Below are 21,832 nucleotides of genomic sequence, written 5' to 3' on the forward strand. Positions count from 1 at the left end.
GACGAAATTTGTCCTTTCTCGAGCTTAGCTTTTCTTCAACCCACTACAGTTGACAAAGAGCCTAAAAAATAAACAGCGAGATTGTGAACCTCGCTGTTTATTTTTTAATTAATCACCAAGTCCTAGACGTTCAAAGATATCGTCCACTCGTTTGGTGTAATAAAGAGGGTTAAAGATTTCGTCGATTTCTTCTTGTGTGAGGCGTGATGTTACTTCTGGATCAGCTTCGAGTAGCGGTTTAAAGTCTACTTGGTTATCCCAAGAGTAAGCCGTTTTCGGTTGCACCAAGTCATAGGCTTGCTCACGGGTCATGCCTTTTTCAATCAAGGTCAACATGGCACGTTGGCTAAAGATAAGACCGAAAGTCGAGTTCATGTTGCGAATCATGTTTTCTGGGAAGACTGTCAAGTTCTTAACAATATTTCCAAAACGATTGATCATGTAGTCGATCAAGATGGTTGTATCTGGTGTGATGATACGCTCAGCTGATGAGTGGGAGATGTCGCGTTCGTGCCAGAGAGCGACGTTTTCATAAGCTGTTACCATGTGACCACGGATGACACGCGCAAGACCTGTCATGTTTTCAGAACCGATAGGGTTGCGTTTGTGAGGCATTGCTGAAGACCCTTTTTGACCTTTGGCAAAGAACTCTTCTACTTCGCGTTGTTCTGATTTTTGCAAACCACGGATTTCAGTAGCCATACGTTCAATAGAAGTCGCGATGCTGGCAAGAACTGCAAAGTACTCAGCGTGAAGGTCACGAGGAAGGACCTGTGTAGAAATTTCTTGGGCACGGATACCCAATTTGTCGCAGACGTATTGCTCAACGAATGGTGGGATGTTGGCAAAATTACCAACCGCACCAGAAATCTTACCAGCTTCCACTCCAGAAGCCGCATGCTCGAAACGCTCGATATTGCGCTTCATTTCACTGTACCAAGTGGCCAATTTAAGACCAAAAGTTGTCGGCTCAGCGTGCACACCGTGGGTACGCCCCATCATGATGGTGAACTTGTGCTCCTTAGCCTTGTCAGAGATAATGTTGGTGAAGTTTTCAAGGTCACGACGGATGATGTCGTTGGCCTGCTTGTAAAGGTAACCGTAGGCAGTGTCTACTACGTCGGTAGAAGTCAAACCATAGTGGACCCACTTGCGCTCTTCACCGAGAGTTTCAGAAACCGCACGCGTGAAAGCCACCACATCGTGACGAGTCTCTTGCTCGATTTCCAAAATACGGTCGATGTCAAAGTCCGCCTTCTCGCGGATCAAAGCCACATCTTCCTTAGGGATTTCCCCCAACTCAGCCCATGCCTCGTCAGCTAAGATTTCCACCTCAAGCCAAGCACGGTATTTATTTTCTTCACTCCAAATATTCGCCATCTCAGGGCGAGAGTAACGTTCGATCATTGTTGTTAATTTTCCTTTCTTTTTAAGCTATTAGGAATAAGTTATCTAGATAAACCAAGATTTCTACTCAAACTCCTCTTTTCCAATAAACACAGATGGATAGTGATCTAGTGTATTCAAATCCGTATCCAGCGGTACATCATAGATAGCCAAATAGTTTTCGGGATATTGTGTAATTAGCTCTTCATATTTAGCTTGTACCTTATCTTGGTCAGCACTAGCAAACAAGACTTCGACAACTGCTCCAGTCTTATCCTTTTCAACAAATGCGTTGACAATGAGTTGTATCACATCCCTTGCTAACATTCTACATTAGATGAATGGAGTATAACTTTTCATTGACTTCATTTATTTTTTTCTAATTATATTGATTTTCTTCAAATATTCGTTTTCAATTTGCTTATTCGCATATTTAAAAATCATACTCTTTTCAAAATTCTCAATATCATAAACACCACATAAAATTGCCCTAGCATTAGTATCCAGCTTGAAAAACTCTTCAATTAGGTTGATATCAGCATCTGAAAGTTGATTAGTCATTATATTTGATTCTACCGTATAATATTTAGTTGATGTTAAACGTTGAACGAGAGTTCTCAATTTCGAGAAAGGTTTTGTTAATATTAAATTATCTGTCATAAAAAAAATATTTTTAGTATCAACAAAATCAACATACATTTGTCTGATATTTTTGATAAAATATTGCAAGGATAAACATATAACTATGTGTTTTTGAGATAAATCCCTTATAACTGAATTTGCAAAATCATTGGTTTTAGCTTTTTTATCATAATCAATTATATATACAATGACTTTTTGATTAGTTCGATTCTGTATATACTGAGACAAGCTTCCATCATATACTCCGTATAATTCTTTATTTTGAATAGTTGGAATTCGTATTGCAAGTTTATCATTTATCACAACTGGGAAATCTTTATCTAATTTGTTGATATAGATTTGTAAGTATTTTGGGCGTTTCTTAATCCAATCATCCTTAACTTTTTGTCTAATATCATAAATGGCGCTCTTATTAATAAAATAATCTCTTGTTAAGTTTATTGGATAATCTTTACTTTCTACTAGTATGTATTCAGGTCGTCCCGTTGAAAGAAGTACCTGTTCTGTATTCAAATTTCCACTTAAGTTAGCTAACTTCACGTTATCTACATAATACAAAGATTTTTGTGAACGATTATTCAAAGGAACGTATTTTATATTGGGATTAGAATCAACAGAAATGAACTTAGGAATTGCACGTAATGTATCTTTAATAATCAACTTATCATTTTTAAAATGTTGATAATTCAGGTCTATTTGAGAAAATTTAAAAGTTTCCATCAATTTTAACCTATTCTTTAATTCTCTCTCTGTTAATTTTTGTAAACTATCTTTTAATTTTATCTTTACTCTAGTTCCAAATGAAAAATCCCCATCTCGGATATCTACAATAATTTTATTATCAAAATCAGTTAGCGTTTCCGTGCTATAACTAAATTCATATATAACATCTGAATTTTTTTTCTTAGTCGTTATTTCAACGTAACTTCCCAACAAACTAAAAGCAAGGGACCCTATCCCATACTTACCAATGAAATCACTATTATCAGATTTATTACTAATTCCAACTGTCAAATAGTAATTTGTGATCTCTTCCCTACTCATACCTATTCCGAAATCTCGAATTTCAATAAACCTATCTTGATTTATATCAGAAACTTTAATTTCAATTGGAGTCTTTTGATGAATTGCTGTCTCTGCGTCAATCGCATTCTGAACTATTTCTCTAATACCAATTTTTGGATCATCTCCGTATAGAGGACTCATTAGAAAAGGGATAAACTTATTACTTATATGCATCTGTGTTGCGAACGGTTCCATATTTTTATCAATTTTTTCAATCTCTATTTTTGAAAAATTAAAAAAATTTCCAGTCTTTAATGAGCATTCTAAATAAATATTAATTTTTTTTAACAAATTGCTTGTGAAATTATCGAATGATTTCACTTGCTCAATTTTTTTGAAAGCAATTATCGGAGAAATAACAAGACTTCCATTATTTATTTTTACTCTATAATCAACTTCTCCGAAATTGGCAATTAACTGTTCGTTTTGGTATGAAAAATCACGAAGTATATCATACACTCCTACAACACAATAAATAATTGATTTATATCCGTCATCAAATAAACAAGTCCTTTTATCTATTTCTTCATTAAACCGTGCTAGTTTATTAATTTCATCTATTAATTCTTCATACTTATAGTCTGAATAAGAAAATCTTGAATCTAAGATATGCTTATTAATAAACAAGTCACAAAAATTTAAAACCTTCTCCTTTATTACACTATCAGCTTTCTTTTGAATAAAATACTTTAGTTTATCATTCTGATAATAATGATTAACAATATTATCTCTTCCTGCTATATTTAAATCCCTTGTCATTAATAATTCACTTTCATTTAGAAACATTCAACTAATAATTATTGATTACGTTGTCTCTTCCTGCAACATTCATATCCCTATTAATAGTATTATCGTTTACAAATTGATTCACCTGATTTAAATGAGTTTCTGCAATCATTCGAATCTCTTTTATATTAATTTTTATAAAATTATATAACTCATCAAAATACATTGATAAAATTTTCTCGTTTGTAATAAAACCGTCTAAATTATAAACAAAATCCCTTTTTAAATCCTCCTTATGCTTTACCTTCTCTTGAGAAATAATCTCTAAAATTTTTTCTTGTTGTGATATAGAAATTTTTTGTCTGTCAAAATGATATTTTCGTTTTATAAAATCAACTACTCTTTGACCTACTGATTTAATTGTTTCAGCAAGTAACTGACCTCCTGCATTTATAATAAGTGTCCCTAGTATTGTTTGATCAAAATTATTCATTTTATATGTTTCTCCTTAAAAATTTTCTTAACCAACTATAATCAACTCACGTACCTCATCCGGCACAGCACTAAACAAAGTCACATGCCCCATCTTGCGGTTGTGTTTCGCTTCTATTTTACCATACATGTGGAGGTGGGCGCTTGGATTTTCTGTGACATATTTTTCAGCGGTCTCGACATGCTGGCCAAGAACGTTGAGCATGACGGCAGGCGCATGTAGTTGGATAGCTGGCAATGGTGCTCCCAATACACCCAAGATATGCGTATCAAACTGGGAGAAGTCACAGGCTTCGATGGAATAGTGCCCAGAGTTGTGTGGACGCGGGGCAATCTCATTGACGATGATGTCGTCAGCTGTCGCAAACATTTCCACACAAAGAGTTCCAGAGAGGTTCAGTTGTTCTGCTATTCGCACCGCCATAGCTTTGGCCTTGTCTGCTAAACTTTCTGAAATGCGAGCTGGGACAATGGTCTTAGACAGAATGTTGTTGCGGTGGATATTTTCCTGAACTGGGAAAACCGTCACATCCTTGCCATTTCCAGACACAATGACGGAAATTTCAAGGTCAAAGTTGACAAATTCTTCTAAAACGCAGTCTGCTGAATCGGCTAGTGCATAGGCTTCTTCCAAGTCTGCTTCTGAGCGAATGACCTTCTGACCATGGCCATCGTAGCCACCGGTCGCAGTTTTGAGGACATAGTTTTTAGAAAGGTCGATATCTATCAAATCTTGGCTTGAGGTTACAACCTTGTAAGGAGCCACCGTTACTTGAGCCTTGTTTGAGAGAAAGTCTTTTTCAAAAATGCGGTTTTGTGAAATACGAAGCAGGTCGGTACCTTGAGGGAGCTGTCCATCCTGGATAACGGCATCCAAACCGTCGGCATCCACATTTTCAAACTCATAAGTGAGAACATCACATCGGTCTGCCAACTGGCGGAGGGCGTCTACATCGTTATAAGGCGCCACGATGATTTCCGCCACGCGAGAGGCCGGGCAATCAGCCGCAGGATCCAGCGCGATAACCTTGTGCCCCATGTAGATAGCAGAAATGGCCATCATCTGACCCAGCTGGCCCCCACCGATAATTCCGATTGTTTTAGATGAGCTCATTTGTAGACTCCTCTGCGATTTTTCCTTGTTCTTCTGCAAAATCTGCCAATGCTGTCGCAATAGCCTGATCCTCTACAGACAGGAGACGGAGGGCAAAGAGGGCCGCATTGGTCGCGCCTGCTTCACCGATAGCCATGGTTGCGACTGGTACTCCACCTGGCATCTGTACGATAGAATAGAGAGAATCCACACCACTAAGGGCACGAGACTTGACTGGCACGCCGATGACAGGAAGGGTTGTTTTGGCTGCTACCATCCCTGGCAAATGAGCTGCGCCTCCAGCACCTGCGATGATAACCTTGATGCCACGGCTACGAGCTTCTTCAGCATGTTTAAACATGAGGTCTGGTGTACGGTGGGCAGAAACAACCTTCTTTTCGTAAGCAACGCCGAACTTGTCGAGGACTTCGGCTGTTTTTTGCATGGTAGCCCAGTCGGATTTTGAGCCCATGATGATGGAAATAATTGGTTTCATATTAAGATACAAAGGGACGCTTCGCTTACGAAAAATCCCGTAGAAAAATTGGAAAACTAACGACGACGTTACATCTAGGCAGTTTTATCTTTTTTCCTAGGGATTTAGTCCCGTGTTCAGTTAGGAAAACTAACTGAATACTCCTTTCTTAAAGTTTTTCTTTTTTTTCAATCACCTTAGGTTGTGAGGGACGGCAGCAGCCACCAAAGGTGTCTCATGCCTAAATTGGAAGCCCAAGGTCTCAAATTTTCCCTAGACCAGAACAGAAAATGTTCTGGTCTTTTCACCACGGCGACCATTATCGTGTTTGGCGACTGCGTCGCCTTTTCTTATATCTTTATCTAATTGCCTTGCTTCCGATATCGGTTCGGTAAAAGAGGCCTTCTGTTTTTTGTTTGTCAAGTTCCTTGTAGATGGTGTCTTGGGCTTCTTTGACAGTATCAGCTGTGGTGACCAACATGTAAACACGTCCGCCGTTTGAGAGGAGGTCTTGACCATTTTCAGCGAATTTCGCTCCAGCATAGTAAGTGATGATGCCACCTTCTGTCTTGGCTGGAAGTTTGACACCCTTCTCATAAGCGAGGGGATATCCGTTTGAGGCTACAACCACACCAAGTGTCACACCCTTGTCCATCCAAGTGATGGCTGGCTCTTTGCTATCCAAAATGTCAGTGATATTTTGCGCAAAATCAGAAGTCAAACGAGGCAAGATGATTTGAGTTTCAGGATCTCCAAAACGAGAGTTGAACTCGATGACTTTCGGTCCATCAGCTATCAAGATTATCCCCGCGTAAAGGACACCAAGGTACGGACGACCTTCTTTAATCATACCTTCAAGAACTGGCTTGACAATAGTGTCAACCGCTGTGTCAACCACGATCTGTGGTAAGTGAGGAACTGGCGCATAGGCACCCATCCCACCCGTGTTAGGACCCTTGTCACCATCGTAGGCACGTTTGTGGTCCTGAGCTGTTGGCATGATGTAGAACTTGTCCCCATTGACAAAGGCAAAGAGAGAGAACTCTTCCCCGTCAAGGAATTCCTCGATGACCACACGCGCACCTGAATCACCGAATTTATTGTCCAAAAGCATCTCGTGAGCAGCTTCGACTGCTTGCTCAACTGTCTCCGCAACGACGACACCTTTCCCAAGGGCCAAACCATCTGCTTTGACTACGATTGGAGCGCCTTTCTCTTCGATATAGGCCTTGGCTTCCTCGAAATCTGAGAAGGTGCCATAGGTTGCTGTCGGAACATCATATTTGACCATGATTTCCTTAGCAAAATCCTTAGACCACTCCAGCTCCGCTGCCAATCTTGTCGGACCAAAGGCTTTGAGACCAGCTTTATTAAAATCATCCACGATACCAGCCGCAAGGGCATCATCTGGACCGATAAATGTCCAAGCGATATCGTTGGCTTTTGCAAACTCAATCAATTCAGAATGTTCAGAAATAGAGATATTTACCAATTCCAGACCATCCAGAGTCATCCCGTCATTCCCAGGAGCTACAAAGACTTTTTCAACGTCTTTTGATTCAAGCAACTTCTTAGCAATGGCATGTTCACGACCACCCGAGCCGACAACTAACAGCTTCATCTTTCAACCTCTTTTGCGAATTATTTACTAATATTATACCATAAACGTTCGTTTTAATCTTGTTTTGCTCCGCGTTTTTACGCAATAAAAGGAAAGAAACTGTTTTCTTCCCTTTTGTTTTTTAATGTCTAAAATGTCTCACGCCTGTGAAGACCATAGTCAAGCCATATTTGTCCGCTGCTTCGATGGATTCTTGGTCACGGACTGAGCCACCGGGTTGGATGATGGCCTTGATGCCTGCCTTAGCGATTTCTTCCACATTATCCGCAAATGGGAAGAAGGCATCGGAAGCAAGCACAGCGCCGTCAAGGCGGTCTTTAGCTTGGTCAATGGCAATACGTACGGAAGCCACACGGTTAGTTTGACCTGGACCAACACCCAGTGTCATGTGGTCGTTGGTCACGATAATTCCGTTTGATTTGACATACTTGATAGCCTTCCAAGCGAACTCAAGAGCTGTCGCTTCTGTCTCTGTTGGTTGGCGTTTGGTCACCACTTGCCAGTCAGCTGGACTTTCTTTGACAACGTCTTGGTTTTGCACCAGAAGTCCACCGACAATACCTGTATATTCTGCTTCCACTTCGCTAGCCTCTTGAGCATCAAATGGCAAGACAAGGATACGCAAGTTTTTCTTTTTATTGGTCAAAATAGCTAGCGCCTCATCCGTATAGCTTGGTGCTATGATGATTTCAAGGAATACACCATGCATCTTCTCAGCTGTCGCAGCATCCACCTCACGGTTAAGAACGACAATTCCACCAAAGATAGACACTGGGTCAGACTCATAAGCATAGTCCCAAGCTGTTTCGATATCATCAGCTTGACCGATACCACATGGGTTCATGTGTTTGAGAGCCACAACAGTTGGACGGTCTTTGAAATCGCGAATGATACGAATGGCAGCATCCGCATCACGGATATTGTTGAAAGACAATTCCTTACCGTTAAGCTGTTTGGCTGAAGCAATGGAGTAGTCAGTCGGCAAGGCTTTTTGGTAAAAGTCCGCATCCTGCTGAGGATTTTCCCCATAGCGCATGGCTTGTTTGAGGTCATAGGTCAAGGTCAACTTTTCAGGCTTGCTCTCGCCGACCTGAGCTGTGAAATACTCTGCAATCAAGGCATCGTAAGCCGCTGTGTGACGGAAAACTTTGGCCGCTAAACGTTTGCGAGTTTCGTAAGTCGTTTCTCCGTTGGCTGACAATTCGTCAAGAACCACAGCGTAATCCACTGGATCTACAACAACTGTTACGCTAGCATGATTCTTCGCTGCCGAGCGAAGCATAGACGGACCCCCAATATCGATATTCTCCACAGCATCAGCGTAAGTCACGTCTGGTTTGAGAATGGTTTCCTTGAATGGGTAGAGGTTGACCACAACAAGGTCGATCAATTCGATATTATTGTCTTTAGCCGCTTGAAGATGGCTATCAAGATCACGACGAGCGAGGAGACCACCATGGATATTTGGGTGGAGAGTCTTGACGCGACCGTCCATCATTTCTGGGAAACCAGTCACATCGTCAATGGCAATGGTCTCCACTCCAGCATGGTCAAGGGCAACTTTGGTACCACCTGTTGAGATGATATCCCAACCAAGTTTTTTGAGTTCTTGGGCAAATTCAACAATGCCCGCTTTGTCTGAGACTGAAATAAGTGCTCGTTTAGTCATTTGTTCTCCTTACTTATTGGAATAGACTGAGGAAACCTGAGTTAAATTCATCTTCTCTAATCTTTTGTCCAGCTTTTAGAATATTATTTCTTGATAAAACTGCATTTTGGCTTGAAAATTCATAAAAATAATCTAATAATTGACTATTTTCAATATCAAAAGTCTCAACCATTCCAAACTCTGAATTAATAAATATATTAATCCTTTCAAACCATTCTTTCCTGCTTCTAAAAACAAAAACTGGTTTCTCTCCACCATTCTTTAAATAATTTGAAATTCGTTTTAAAATAATACCTATAGTAAAGTTCACAAACTCCGAATCAATATCCGATAATTTAACATCTTTTGCTTTTCTTGAAGCAAATGGGACTAATTCTAAATTACAAATACGTAATTCTTGATACTTTTCGAGATTATCCCATTCCTCCAATAAGCGATTAACCGCCTTATCTAACAGATTTTTTCCTTTTCTTTTTTCACCCAATAATGCTTTATAGTAACTTTTAATATAGTAACATTCACTCTCTACAAATTTTTTAAGCGATTGATGATCTGGTTTTTCAGGAAATTTCCCGAGTATCAGTTGGATTTCTTGGTAAAGAATATTGTCTTTTTGAACTATTTTTTTTCTAACATCTTCCACAGAAAAATTTTGATAGTCTTGAAACATCCTCTCTATGTAGTCTTCTTCATTTTTGGCTCGTTTAATAAATTCACGAATGCCAGTATCTTCTAATTTCCAAATACTATCAGCCACACCGGGATTATAAAGACATTGATACAAGATTGCGTTTTCGTAATCGCCTTGAACGTGTGTAGGGATAATGTATCTTGTTGCAGGTTTGTATCTTTTCCCATTAAGCTCAACCCATGAAAAATCATTATTTTGTTGTGTTAAGCTGTTAAGGAATTTATCAATCAACTGTTTACCCTTACCATTTTCCCATGGATTATAAACACTGATATCTTTATCCCAGTTTTTCAACTTTTCTTTAAAATCCATAACTTATTTCCTCTCTACTCCTAATTCTCTAATGACCTCTGGATACAACTTATACTCTGCCTCATGAATGCGAGCTTCAAAACTGTCAATGGTATCATCAGCCATCCGCGGCACGCGCACTTGCTGAATAATCTTCCCAGTGTCGACACCCGAATCCACCCAGTGAATGGTCACGCCACTCTCAGTAACCCCAGCTTCCCAAGCATCCTCAATGCCATGAGCTCCTGGAAATTCTGGCAGGTAGGCTGGGTGAATGTTGATGATCCGTCCTTCATAAGTCGCCAATAAAGTTGGCCCAACGATTTTCATGTAGCCTGCTAGGCAAAGCAAGTCAATCTGGTGCTCTTCCAAGAGCTCAACAAGGACTGCTTCATAGTCTGCCTTGCTCTCAAACTCCTTGAGTTCAAAAGCATAGGACAGAACGCCGAGCTTGTCTGCACGCTCTAGCACATAGGCATCACGATGGTCTGAAAAGACAAACTCCACTGGAAATTCTTCGGCAATCACCTGAAAATTTGAGCCATTACCAGAGGCAAAAACCGCTATTTTTTTCATTTGATGATGACACTTTCGTTTTCTTTCTTGACGATGCGACCAATTTCATAGACTGGTTCATCCAACAATTCCTTGATACGACTTACATTTTCAGGGCTAACTGCCAGCATAAGTCCCACACCCATATTGAAGATTTCAAACATTTCTTCGTGTTTGATCTGACCGTATTTCTCAAGAGCTTTGAAAATCGGAAGCACTGGAACTTTGTTTTCATCAATTTCAGCAGCTAGGTCATCTGCAAACATACGAGGGACATTTTCGATAAAGCCACCACCAGTGATGTGGGCAATGCCGTTGACCAACTCTTCCTTGATGAGTGGCAAAACAGCCTTGACATAGATACGAGTCGGCTCAAGAAGAACGTCCTTGAGTTGCTTGCCTTCCAATTCTGGAAGGACTTCCTCACCTGTGTAATCGGCAAATACACGACGCACAAGTGAATACCCATTTGAGTGAATCCCACTTGAAGCAAGTCCGAGAAGAACATCTCCTTCTGCCACCTTTGAACCGTCAATGATTTGAGATTTTTCAGCCACCCCGACCGCAAAACCAGCCAAGTCATAGTCATTTTCGCCATACATGCCAGGCATTTCAGCTGTTTCACCACCGATGAGGGCTGCACCAGCTTGCACACAACCTTCAGCCACACCAGCAACCACTTGTTCTAGCTTAGCTGGTTCATTCTTGCCAGTTGCGACGTAGTCAAGGAAATAGAGGGGCTCCGCACCTGCAGCGATGATATCATTGACACACATGGCCACACAGTCCTGACCAATAGTATCGTGCTTGTCGTATTTGATAGCCAACATGAGCTTGGTTCCGACACCGTCCGTTCCTGAAATCAAGACGGGTTCTTTAACCCCAGTCTTTGAAAGGTCAAACATACCACCAAAGCCGCCAAGAGCTCCCATGACACCTGCACGCTCCGTACGAACCACGTGCTTTTTAATCCGTTCAACAACTTCATAACCCGCTTCAACATCCACACCCGATTGGGCGTACGCATTTTTTGTCATTTATTTATTCCTTTTCTTTTATGGAGAATCTCAGTAACTCACTTGTAAAAACTTGTCTTGTCTTCCAAACTTCTACGATAGTCTTCTTCGTAGTCGTAGAGAGGTGTTGGGTAGTCACCGTCAAAGTAAGCGACACAGAGACCACCATTTGGCGCATCTGTTTCAATACCAATTGAATCAATCAACCCCTCAACAGAAAGATAAGTCAGACTGTCCGCACCAATGATTTGGCGAGTTTCTTCGACCGTATGATTAGCCGCAATCAGCTCCTGACGGGTCTGGATATCAATCCCGTAGAAACATGGATAAGCCAGAGCTGGGCTAGCAATCGCCACATGAACTTCTGTAGCACCTGCTTCTTTCAGCAATTTTACGATACGACGAGATGTTGTGCCTCGTACAATCGAGTCATCGATCATGACCACGCGTTTGCCTTTAACCACACCAGAAACGGCAGACAGTTTCATATTAACCCCTTGCTCGCGCAATTCTTGGGTCGGCTGGATGAAGGTTCGTTGGGTATATTGGTTCTTGATGAGCCCCATTTCATTCGGCAGACCTGATTCTTCGGCAAAGCCCATGGCTGCGCTGAGTGAGGAGTTTGGTACCCCAACCACTATATCTGCTTCATGCTTGAATTCACGGGCTAGTTGCGCTCCCATTCTCTTACGAGCTGTGTGTACATTAACACCATGGATATTGGAGTCAGGACGTGCAAAATAGATGTACTCCATGGAACAAATAGCTAATTGAGTATCATCTGTATAACTATCATACTGGATACCATTATCATCAATAATGACAATCTCACCAGGCTTCACATCACGAATCCACTCTGCTCCAATAACTTCAAAAGCACAGGTTTCAGAAGAAACAACTACTGCTCCATTGGCCAATTTCCCGATAGAAAGGGGGCGGAAACCATTGGGGTCAAGAGCCGCAATCAACTTATCCTCAAACAACAAGATATAAGCAAAGCCACCTTTGACAAGACTGAGTGCTTCCTTGATTTTGCCCATCAAGTTCGGATTATGACTGCGACGAATGAGATGAGCCAAGATTTCCGAGTCCGAAGTTGCGCTGAAAATCGCTCCTCTATCTTCCAATTCTTTCTTGAGAGAGGCTGCATTGGTCAGATTTCCATTATGAGCCAAGCCAAACTGCATATCGTGAAAACGGAAGAGGAAGGGCTGGATGTTATCTACAGAAGCTTCGCCAGCAGTCGCATAACGCACATGCCCAATCGCACCAGTTCCTGTCAATTTATCCAAATTAGCAGGATTTCTGAAGACTTCTGAAAGAAGGCCCATATCACGATGGCGCTTCAATTGCCCCTGATCATTGGAGAGGATTCCTGCCCCCTCCTGACCACGGTGCTGAAGACTGTGAAGTCCAAAATAGGTCAATTTAGCAGCATCTGGATGCCCCCAGATACCGAAAACACCACATTCTTCATTAAGAGATTTTACTTCGTATGTCATTTTTTATACCTAATTTTCATTTGCAATCATCAAGAGCTCGATCTACATGACTTTCACATTACTGATACTATCTATTAGAAAATCTGCAAGTCTTATTTTCCAGTGAAAAATTTAATCGCCGACGCGAACAGGTGCTGGTCTTTGTTGCCTGGAATATTTTGGAAAAGACCGTCTTCATAACGTTCTGAGTGCCCCATCTTACCGATGATTTGACCGTTCTTGCTGGTAATTCCCTCGATAGCATGGACAGAACCATTTGGATTGTACTTAGAGTCCATGCTTGGTTTACCTTCGAAATCAACGTATTGGCTAAAGATTTGTCCATTATCACGGAGCTCTGCAAATTCCTCAGCCGTCACGACAAACTTCCCTTCACCGTGCGAAACAGGAATAGCGTGTATATCTCCCACTTGCACCCCAGCCAACCATGGTGAGTTGGTATTGGCAATACGGGTTTCCACCATCTTGGCCACGTGTTGGTTAGCATCATTGTAGAAGAGGGTTGGGCTAGTACTAGTAGCATCCTCAAAGTTCCCGTATGGAAGAAGACCTGATTTGACGAGGGCCTGGAATCCATTACAGATACCGATAATCAAGCCATCACGGGCGATAAAGCTATCAATAGCTGCACGCACTTTTTCATTAAGCAGAATATTGACAATAAACTTGGCTGAACCATCTGGTTCGTCCGCAGCTGAGAAGCCACCTGCAAAGAAGAGAATGTTAGCCTTGCCGATGTTGTCAACCATAGTTTCAACTGAATTGACAATGGCTTCTTCATTCAAGGTCACAAATGGTACTAAGTTGACCTCTGCACCTTCTTTCTCAAATGCCTTAGCTGAGTCATATTCTGAGTTGGTTCCTGGGAAGACTGGGATGTAAACCACAGGTTTTTCAACCTTTTCTTTGGCTTTAATCACAACATCTGATGCCACAGCTGGTACTTCAGCCAGTTCTTTGGCTTGGGCAAATTCTGTTGGGTAAACTTCTTCCAATTTGCCTTGGAAAGCACTGTCAAGCTTGTGTCCATCTAGCTTCACACCGTTGACAAGGAGTGTAAAGTCTGCTTTCGTTTGACCGATTTTCTCTACTCCAGCAATTTCTTCAGGAGATGTAAAGACAAATCCGCCCAATTGAGCTGTCAAAGCTGTTTTTAGTTCAGGCAAAATCACCTCTGCACCGATATGATTTCCAAAAGTAGCAAGTGCCAAACTTTCCACCACACCACCGTATTTGACAGCTGACGCAGATGTCACTTTGTGGCCAGCTTGGATAGCTTCAAATTGAGCAAAGTTAGACTTAATCAAGTCAAAATCAATCTCTGCAGAGAGTGCTTGACCTGGGATGTAGTAAATGTTTTCACCAGCAGTCTTGAACTCTGGAGAGAGCACATTACGGCTATCTGCTGTTGTCACCCCAAAAGCAACCAAGGTTGGCGGTACGGTCAATTCTTCAAAGGTACCAGACATAGAATCCTTACCACCGATAGATGGCAAACCAAGTTGAATTTGTGCTTCGATAGAACCTAGAAGAGCCGCTACTGGCTGACCAAAACGCTCAGCTTGCTTATCCATGCGTTCGAAATACTCTTGGTAAGAGAAGCGAGCCTTAGACCAGTTGGCACCAGCAGCAACCAAACGAGCAGTTGCTTCGATCACCGCATAGGCAGCACCGTGGTATGGAGACCATTCTGCAATATAAGGGTTGAAACCTTGAGCAATGACTGACGCAGTATGAGTCACACCGTGTTGAACTGGTAATTTCTGCACAGATGCCTCAGTTGGTGTGAGTTGATAGCGACCACCAAGTGGGTGATTGACCGTTGAACGACCAACAGAGCAGTCAAAGATGGTCTGCAAACCTTTTTGACTTGCATGGTTGAGGTCAGATAGAACCGTAAGGGTATCTGCTTCAAGTGTGTCAGCAGATGTTTGACGTTCTTCTGGGAGTTTGACATCCTTGTCCACAACCTTGGCATCGACGACCACGCGCACACCATTGGTATCAAGGAAACGACGTTCCAAGTCTACAATGATTTCACCATTCCAGTGCATAACTAGATTTGGTTTTTCTGTCACTGTCGCAACAACAACAGCATCAATATTCTCTTTGTTACATTCTACAACAAAGTCATCTACGTCCTCAGGACGAACCACAACCGCCATCCGTTCTTGTGATTCAGAGATGACAATTTCGGTACCATTCAAGCCTTGGTATTTAAGAGGAATCTTGTTGAGGTCGATTTCAAGACCGTCTGCCAATTCACCGATAGCCACACAGACTCCACCAGCACCAAAGTCATTGGACTTCTTGATGAGACGAGTGACATCGCCATTGCGGAAAAGACGTTGAATCTTACGTTCCTCGATGGCATTCCCTTTTTGAACCTCAGCACCAGCAGTCTCCACAGACTCAACCGTTTGAACCTTAGAAGAACCTGTCGCACCACCGACACCATCACGACCAGTCTTGCCACCAAGAAGGATAATGACATCGCCCGCTTCCGGTTTTTCACGAACAACATTACCCTTGGGAGCAGCACCTACAACTGCACCTAGCTCCATACGCTTAGCAACGAAACCTGGGTGGAAATACTCACGAACATAGGTCGTCGCAAGCCCAATCTGGTTACCATATGAAGAATAACCGTGAGCTGCTGTTTTAGAAATGACTTGTTGTGGCAATTTACCAGCACGAGTTTCAGCAATCGGTGCTGTAATATCACCAGCACCTGAGATACGCATAGCTTGATAAACGTATGAACGACCTGACAATGGGTCACGAATAGCACCACCGATACAGGTAGCAGCCCCACCAAATGGCTCAATTTCCGTTGGGTGGTTGTGTGTTTCGTTTTTAAACATAAGTAGCCAAGGTTCCTTTACACCATCAACATCCACTTCGATTTCGACTGAGCAGGCATTGATTTCGTCTGACACTTCCATGTCGTCCAAACGTCCATTAGCACGCTCATAACGACCGAAAATAGTGGCCATATCCATCAAGGTTTGTGGTTTTTCAGAGCGACCCAACTCATCACGCATGGCAATATACTTGTCATAGGTTGACTGCAATTGTTTTTGGAATTTGGAAGCTGAAAAGTCGATGTGTTTCAACTCTGTCTCAAAAGTCGTATGACGGCAGTGGTCAGACCAGTAAGTATCCAAAACCTTGAGTTCCGTCTCAGTTGGCACGCGCCCGATTGATTTGAAATAGTCTTGGATAAAGAGCAAATCATCCACTTCCATAGCCATCCCTTGCTCGGCCTTGTAGCGGGCAAAGTCTTCTGCTGTATAGCTTTCAAAGAAAGTCAATTTCGGAATGGTCTTGTCTGACTCTGAAAATTCCTGCTTGGCAATCCCTGTCGTGATGTCCTTAAAACGAGAATCAACTGGATTGAGCAAGTAGTTTTTGACTGCTTCTAACTCAGACGCATCAATATCTTTATTAACTAAGTAAAGTTGAGCGGTATTAACTGTCACATCACTCGAACTTCCCAACAAAAGCAAAGCTTCCTGTGAAGAAGCTGCACGCTGGTCAAACTGCCCTGGCAGGCTTTCAATAGCAAAGAAAGCATAGTTAGCAAGATCCTTCTGCACAGCCGCTTCGTCCAAGACATGGTCTGTCACCTGCTCAGAGAAGATGTGTTTCTCTGCAGGCGCAAACAAGTCCTCTGCCAAATCAAATACATCATACACTTGCACGATGCGAATACTTTTCAAACTTGACAGTCCCAAGTTATGCTGGAGTTCTCTAACCAAACTCTCTGACTTAACCTGAAAATCAGCCTTTTTTTCAACAAAAATACGTTTATCCATCAATTCTTATTCCTTTATTCCAGCTCTTGCAATGTTCCAACGACCTTGAGGTTGCTATTTCAAACCCTGCAACTTTTCCCAGACAATCTCGTAAACATCCGTCAATTCACCTAGACCCCTACGGAAAACATCCTTATCCATGTGGTTGCCATCTGCATCCCACAAGCGGCAGTTATCTGGTGAAAATTCATCTGCCAAGATAATCTTGCCATCCTTATCAAAACCGAACTCTAGCTTAAAGTCAATCAACTTAAGCCCAATCTCAGCAAACCAGCCTTTCAAAAGTTCATTGATACGACGAGTTTCTTCCTTCAAGTAGGCGATTTGCTGGTCATCCGCAATCTTTAGGAATTTCACATGTTCGTCATTGATAAATGGATCATCCAAATCATCATTTTTGTAGTAAAATTCGACAATCGGGGTCTCCAAGGTGATTCCTTCATCTACGCCAAAACGTTTTGAAAAAGAACCAGCTGTATAGTTGCGAAGCACGACTTCCAAAGGAATGATTTCCACCTTTTTATTGAGTTGTTCCGTATCTGAAAGTTTCTCCACAAAGTGAGTCGCCACACCAGCCGCGTTTAATTTCTCAAAAATAAAAGATGAAATCTGATTATTCAAGACTCCCTTACCCGCAATCTGCTCCTTCTTGACACCATTGAAAGCAGTCGCCTGGTCCTTGTAAGTTGAAATAATAAGATTTTCATCCTCAGTTGTATAGATATCCTTAGCTTTTCCCGAATAGATCAATTGTTTTGACATTTTAAAGTTCGCCTTTCGTATTACTTGAGCACATTCTACCACAAAAAACATAAAATCACAAGAATTTAACCGAATAAATAACAGATGTACTTCAAAAATTATAAAGAAAAAACTGCAAGAAAAAGATTTCTCACAGTTTCAAAATCATTTAACTCTAAAAACACGAACATTACTCTTTGTTCAAAAATTGATCCAAATAATAACGTAGATAACTTTTCTTGCCTGTAATCATCTGCAGACGACCTTCCACCCCATACCGAAGTTTTTCTGCCTGCTCCGAAGTTAGATTAGTCTCCGCCTCAATTTTAAAGAAATTCCCTTTTTCAGTTTTAGTAGATGTCACATCAATACTTGTAATAGTAGAATCTAGGAAAAGTTGATTTTTCCCTTCATGAGTCGTCGTATAACGAACAGAATCACCGACCTTGACTCTTGCTACATCTTTGGAACTTAGATAAGCTGTAAGTTTGGCTTTTCCTTCTTTCTCCAAGGACGGATAGAGTTGGGCTAGTAGGGCACCTTCTGCTACCATGCTAGAGTCACTGGTCTCAGGATTAAGGTGAATCACCCCATCTTCACTCGCCGTAATTTTCCCCTTGTCTAAAAGATTTCCCTGAACCTTCTTACCTGACTCCGCCTCCAAGATTTTCTGGTCTAGAAGGGTCAATTCCTGACCAACCTTAGCCAAGTGTTGGGATTTAAGAGATTCCAATTGACTGCTTAAGCCTGACGCATAGGCTTGTTGAGTACCTGAACCTGCATACTGAATACGGTAAGTAACAAGACTGGATTCTAACTGAGAAAGCTGTGCTTCAACTTGCGCAACTGCCTGTGCCTTAGATTGTGGATTTTCCTCGCTCTGAGACTTGTAGGACTGGTAGAGAGAGTAGGCTAGATTCTGATTGGCCAAGGAAGCACCTGTTTCAATAGCTGATTTAGCTGTCTGGTAATCGCGAATTTTAGCCTCTGTTTGACTGATGAGGTTGCCGATTTCAGCTTGGGTTTGGCTAGCTGCTGCATTCTGGGACGCGATGGTCTCATTTTGTTGCGATGTACTAGCCCTAAGACTACCTGCTTGGCTGATGTAGTCACGAAAGGTGGCTTGATAGCCAAACTTATCCTCCTCTGGAAAGCGATTCTCCCCTTCTTGCAAGCTCTTCTGCAAATACTCCAATTGCTTTTTTTGATCCTTGAGCATGTCCAACTGACTGCCATAAGCCTCCGCTTGAACACCTTCTGCCCCTTCCTGGTATTGAACCAGAAGCTCCCCCTTCTTAACCAGCTTATTTTCTTCCAAATGATTGACAAGAATGCGATTGTTACTAGTTGACTGGATACTTGCAAGAATACGACTAGGCTCAACAGTAGCTCTAGTAGACAAACTCATCTCCTTTTCTGCCAAAGTTGCAAAACCAAGTAAAAACACGAGCAGAAGGGACATGGGTACAATCACCCGACTGGAAAAATTATGGTAACGACGATTATAAAACTCCGCACTTTCTAAAAATTCTGGTTTCATCCTCTCCCCTTTCTAGCTATTGACCAAATGGGCATAAAAGCCACCCTGTGCAAGCAAATCAGCATGCTTTCCTTCTTCAACAATCTTGCCCTGATCCAAGACAACCACCTTCTCTGTCCGCTCAGCAATGGTCAAACGGTGAGCAATGAAAATCAAGGTCTTGTCTAAAGCCATGAGATTATCTACGATCCGCTTCTCTGTCAAAATATCCAAACTGCTGGTCGCCTCATCCAAAATCAAGACCGGTGCATCTGTCAAGAGAGCACGCGCCAGAGCGATTCTCTGACGTTGACCACCTGAAATCCCTGCCCCATCCGAAGTCAATTCTGTCTGATAATTCAATGGCATGCGCTCGATATCCTCCCGAATCTCTGCCAATTCGACCGCTCGTAAGATATCCTCCTGAGTCGTCCCCTCCTTGGCTCCCAAAAGAAGATTCTCCAAAATCGTTCCATTAAAGACATAGGGCTGTTGAGGCAGATAGTTGATGTACTGGCGCAGAGTTTTTTTATCAATCTGATTGAGATTGACACTACCCAGACTGATCTCTCCCTGACTAGGGTCGTAAAAATTAACCATCATCTTGGCCAAGGTCGTCTTACCTGATCCTGAAATCCCCACAAAAGCCACCTTAGAACCTTGGGGAATGGTCAAATTGATATCCGACAAGACGTCTCGACCATAACCATACTTGTAGGAAACCTGCTTGAAGTCCATATCTCCCTTCATCAAACTCAAATCCTCGACTGTTTTCTTCTCCTCAAACTCAGAAGCTACCAGATAAACCTCATTTAGACGGTTATTGGCAACCTGCGCTGTCTGAAGCTTGGTTTGCAGGTTGATGATATTTTCCAAAGGATTGGTAAAGTAAACAAGCAAGGTATTATAGGTAATCAACTGCCCCAAACTCATCTTTCCATCCATGACCAGAACAGCTCCCATCCAGAGAATGCCAACATTGAGCAAGAGATGGGCAACTTTTTTCAGAGCCTTTTGCTGACTTTCTGCCCGACTATAGGTAAAGGATTTTTTCAGATAATCCACAAATTCCTTGTCAATCTTTTGGTAACGTTGACTTTCACTGGTCAAAGACTTGATAGTCTCAATACCATTGATGTCCTCAATGATAGAAGAAGACAGAACCGCATTGGCTTCCATGGTATCCCGATTCATCTTTTCAAACGGCTTCATAAAAGCAAAGATAATCACTGTGTAGATAGGAAGCGCCAATAAGGTCATGAAAAAGAGATTGGTATTTTGTGAAAATAAAACAAGGGAAATAATGACAACCGTTGACACATCTAGGAAAATCGAAAGAATGGTCGAAGCCAGCGCATCGATGATACTGTTAGCATCTGTAAAACGAGAAACAATTTCCCCTGTCCTGCGTGTCGCAAAGAAGGACATCGGCAGGTGAAAAACATGTTTGATATAGGACAAAATCACATCAATCGACAAGCGTTGCCCCAGAACAAGCAAGAGATACTCCTGAGCATAAGATAAGATCTGCTGGAGGATATAGACGATGACCAGCCCAATAGAAATAATCCCCAACGTCGAACGCATCTGATCTGGCACATAGGTATCAATGATAGACTGCAGATAATAAGAACCCACAATGTTAATCAAGGTTACCAAGAGTGTCGCCAAAACGATATTGGCAATCAAGCCACGCTGCTTCACCAATATAGGGATAAAAGATAGCAGACCATTCTTTTGATCCTTATGAGGCTTGTAGTCTGGACTAGGTGCCATAAAAAGAGTCACCCCTGTCCATTCTTCCGCAAAACGCTCACGTGGCAGTTTGGTCAATTTTACCCCAGGATCTGGATCGGCAATATGAATGCTATCCTTATCCTGCCCAGTCACCACATAGTAGTGGAGCAATTTCCCTTCCTTAAGCACATGGGCAACAAAAGGAAAAGTCAAATCTGGCAAGTCAAATAGCGTCATATCCGCCTTGATTGCTCGCGTCTCAAAACCAATCTCCTCTGCCACCTTGAGCAATCCCAAAGCCGTCGTTCCATCCATGGTCGTCTTGGCCAATTCTCGCAAGTGAGCCAAGGAATAATAGCTACCATAGTAGCCAAAAACCATGGCTAATGAAGCTACACCGCAGTCCATCTGATCCACCTGCGGACGATAGTGACGTTTCCCAAATTTCATATTCATCTCCTTTTTCCTAAACTCATCTGATAAGAACTATCTTACCCCAATCCCCAAACAAAAACTGGACTTCCTCCCCAAATGCGCCTTTCTACCTCCCAACTGCACTTTTAGGATAAAGAAAATAGGCAGAACAAATGTCCAACCTACTAAAAATATGGTATGAAAGGAAATTGATGTTTTACTGTCACCCTAGGCAAGCTTGGAACAAATAAATCATTAATAGTAACATTTACGACATCCTATTTATTACTTCAATTTCTAATGTTCCTGCTATTTCTAATACTCAATGAAAATCAAAGAGCAAACTAGAAAGCTAGCCGCAGGTTGCTCAAAACACTGT

The 21,832-nt window shown here is 41.9% G+C and carries 16 protein-coding genes and 1 pseudogene; all 17 read right to left on the reverse strand.

Features of this window, described 5'->3' with window-relative positions; genetic code table 11:
- Nucleotides 1–108: 108 nt before the first annotated feature.
- Nucleotides 109–1,407, reverse strand: coding sequence for an adenylosuccinate lyase (gene purB / locus ADI86_RS01875; protein WP_049531544.1), 1,299 nt, complete (start codon nucleotides 1,405–1,407; stop codon nucleotides 109–111).
- A 63-nt stretch (nucleotides 1,408–1,470) separates the two neighbouring features.
- Nucleotides 1,471–1,698, reverse strand: a complete 228-nt coding sequence (locus tag ADI86_RS01880) for a hypothetical protein (RefSeq protein ID WP_049531559.1) — start codon at nucleotides 1,696–1,698, stop codon at nucleotides 1,471–1,473.
- A 57-nt stretch (nucleotides 1,699–1,755) separates the two neighbouring features.
- Nucleotides 1,756–3,852, reverse strand: a complete 2,097-nt coding sequence (locus ADI86_RS01885) for an ATP-binding protein (RefSeq protein ID WP_160313020.1) — start codon at nucleotides 3,850–3,852, stop codon at nucleotides 1,756–1,758.
- Nucleotides 3,853–3,883: 31 nt separating this feature from the next.
- Complete coding sequence (locus tag ADI86_RS01890) at nucleotides 3,884–4,312, reverse strand: hypothetical protein (RefSeq protein ID WP_049531546.1); 429 nt, start codon at nucleotides 4,310–4,312, stop codon at nucleotides 3,884–3,886.
- Nucleotides 4,313–4,339: 27 nt separating this feature from the next.
- Nucleotides 4,340–5,425: a 5-(carboxyamino)imidazole ribonucleotide synthase gene (purK, locus tag ADI86_RS01895; RefSeq protein WP_049531547.1), complete on the reverse strand. Its 1,086-nt coding sequence runs from the start codon at nucleotides 5,423–5,425 to the stop codon at nucleotides 4,340–4,342.
- The gene (gene purE / locus ADI86_RS01900; protein WP_049531548.1) at nucleotides 5,412–5,900 is read right to left on the reverse strand and encodes a 5-(carboxyamino)imidazole ribonucleotide mutase; all 489 of its coding nucleotides are present in this window, start codon (nucleotides 5,898–5,900) and stop codon (nucleotides 5,412–5,414) included. Before purE ends, purK begins: the two co-directional genes overlap by 14 nt.
- 171 nt (nucleotides 5,901–6,071) lie before the next feature.
- A pseudogene (locus ADI86_RS12540) lies at nucleotides 6,072–6,152 on the reverse strand (phosphoribosylaminoimidazole carboxylase); the annotation flags it as partial.
- Between the two features lie 85 nt (nucleotides 6,153–6,237).
- Nucleotides 6,238–7,500, reverse strand: a complete 1,263-nt coding sequence (gene purD / locus ADI86_RS01905) for a phosphoribosylamine--glycine ligase (RefSeq protein ID WP_049531549.1) — start codon at nucleotides 7,498–7,500, stop codon at nucleotides 6,238–6,240.
- Between the two features lie 121 nt (nucleotides 7,501–7,621).
- Nucleotides 7,622–9,169 carry a bifunctional phosphoribosylaminoimidazolecarboxamide formyltransferase/IMP cyclohydrolase gene (purH, locus tag ADI86_RS01910; protein ID WP_049531550.1) on the reverse strand — a complete coding sequence of 516 codons (1,548 nt, stop codon included), beginning with the start codon at nucleotides 9,167–9,169 and terminating at the stop codon, nucleotides 7,622–7,624.
- A gap of 13 nt (nucleotides 9,170–9,182) precedes the next feature.
- On the reverse strand, nucleotides 9,183–10,172 hold the full coding sequence (locus ADI86_RS01915) for a hypothetical protein (protein WP_049531551.1): 990 nt from the start codon (nucleotides 10,170–10,172) through the stop codon (nucleotides 9,183–9,185).
- 3 nt (nucleotides 10,173–10,175) lie between these two features.
- Nucleotides 10,176–10,727: a phosphoribosylglycinamide formyltransferase gene (gene purN / locus ADI86_RS01920; RefSeq protein ID WP_049531552.1), complete on the reverse strand. Its 552-nt coding sequence runs from the start codon at nucleotides 10,725–10,727 to the stop codon at nucleotides 10,176–10,178.
- Entirely contained in the window at nucleotides 10,724–11,743 is a 1,020-nt protein-coding gene (gene purM, locus ADI86_RS01925) for a phosphoribosylformylglycinamidine cyclo-ligase (protein WP_049531553.1), read from the reverse strand. Before purM ends, purN begins: the two co-directional genes overlap by 4 nt.
- Nucleotides 11,744–11,781: 38 nt before the next feature.
- Nucleotides 11,782–13,224 (reverse strand): amidophosphoribosyltransferase, encoded by a 1,443-nt coding sequence (purF, locus tag ADI86_RS01930; protein WP_049531554.1) that lies wholly within the window; start codon nucleotides 13,222–13,224, stop codon nucleotides 11,782–11,784.
- Nucleotides 13,225–13,316: 92 nt separating this feature from the next.
- Nucleotides 13,317–17,042: a phosphoribosylformylglycinamidine synthase gene (locus ADI86_RS01935; RefSeq protein ID WP_049531555.1), complete on the reverse strand. Its 3,726-nt coding sequence runs from the start codon at nucleotides 17,040–17,042 to the stop codon at nucleotides 13,317–13,319.
- A gap of 54 nt (nucleotides 17,043–17,096) precedes the next feature.
- Nucleotides 17,097–17,804, reverse strand: a complete 708-nt coding sequence (gene purC, locus ADI86_RS01940) for a phosphoribosylaminoimidazolesuccinocarboxamide synthase (RefSeq protein ID WP_049531556.1) — start codon at nucleotides 17,802–17,804, stop codon at nucleotides 17,097–17,099.
- A 169-nt stretch (nucleotides 17,805–17,973) separates the two neighbouring features.
- A complete protein-coding gene (gene comB, locus ADI86_RS01945; RefSeq protein WP_049531557.1) occupies nucleotides 17,974–19,323 on the reverse strand; it encodes a competence pheromone export protein ComB in 1,350 nt (449 codons plus the stop codon).
- Between the two features lie 12 nt (nucleotides 19,324–19,335).
- Nucleotides 19,336–21,489 (reverse strand): peptide cleavage/export ABC transporter ComA, encoded by a 2,154-nt coding sequence (gene comA / locus ADI86_RS01950; RefSeq protein ID WP_049531558.1) that lies wholly within the window; start codon nucleotides 21,487–21,489, stop codon nucleotides 19,336–19,338.
- Between the last annotated feature and the right edge of the window lie 343 nt (nucleotides 21,490–21,832).

Origin of the sequence: Streptococcus pseudopneumoniae (genome assembly GCF_001074975.1) — a bacterium.
Lineage (GTDB): Bacteria > Bacillota > Bacilli > Lactobacillales > Streptococcaceae > Streptococcus > Streptococcus pseudopneumoniae_D.

Excerpts from the sequence above, each read along its gene's own strand:
- purB (WP_049531544.1), bottom strand. The coding sequence starts at position 1,407 with ATGATCGAACGTTACTCTCGCCCTGAGATGGCGAATATTTGGAGTGAA.
- ADI86_RS01885 (WP_160313020.1), bottom strand. The coding sequence starts at position 3,852 with ATGACAAGGGATTTAAATATAGCAGGAAGAGATAATATTGTTAATCAT.
- ADI86_RS01890 (WP_049531546.1), bottom strand. The coding sequence starts at position 4,312 with ATGAATAATTTTGATCAAACAATACTAGGGACACTTATTATAAATGCA.
- purK (WP_049531547.1), bottom strand. The coding sequence starts at position 5,425 with ATGAGCTCATCTAAAACAATCGGAATTATCGGTGGGGGCCAGCTGGGT.
- purE (WP_049531548.1), bottom strand. The coding sequence starts at position 5,900 with ATGAAACCAATTATTTCCATCATCATGGGCTCAAAATCCGACTGGGCT.
- purD (WP_049531549.1), bottom strand. The coding sequence starts at position 7,500 with ATGAAGCTGTTAGTTGTCGGCTCGGGTGGTCGTGAACATGCCATTGCT.
- purH (WP_049531550.1), bottom strand. The coding sequence starts at position 9,169 with ATGACTAAACGAGCACTTATTTCAGTCTCAGACAAAGCGGGCATTGTT.
- ADI86_RS01915 (WP_049531551.1), bottom strand. The coding sequence starts at position 10,172 with ATGGATTTTAAAGAAAAGTTGAAAAACTGGGATAAAGATATCAGTGTT.
- purN (WP_049531552.1), bottom strand. The coding sequence starts at position 10,727 with ATGAAAAAAATAGCGGTTTTTGCCTCTGGTAATGGCTCAAATTTTCAG.
- purM (WP_049531553.1), bottom strand. The coding sequence starts at position 11,743 with ATGACAAAAAATGCGTACGCCCAATCGGGTGTGGATGTTGAAGCGGGT.
- purF (WP_049531554.1), bottom strand. The coding sequence starts at position 13,224 with ATGACATACGAAGTAAAATCTCTTAATGAAGAATGTGGTGTTTTCGGT.
- ADI86_RS01935 (WP_049531555.1), bottom strand. The coding sequence starts at position 17,042 with ATGGATAAACGTATTTTTGTTGAAAAAAAGGCTGATTTTCAGGTTAAG.
- purC (WP_049531556.1), bottom strand. The coding sequence starts at position 17,804 with ATGTCAAAACAATTGATCTATTCGGGAAAAGCTAAGGATATCTATACA.
- comB (WP_049531557.1), bottom strand. The coding sequence starts at position 19,323 with ATGAAACCAGAATTTTTAGAAAGTGCGGAGTTTTATAATCGTCGTTAC.
- comA (WP_049531558.1), bottom strand. The coding sequence starts at position 21,489 with ATGAAATTTGGGAAACGTCACTATCGTCCGCAGGTGGATCAGATGGAC.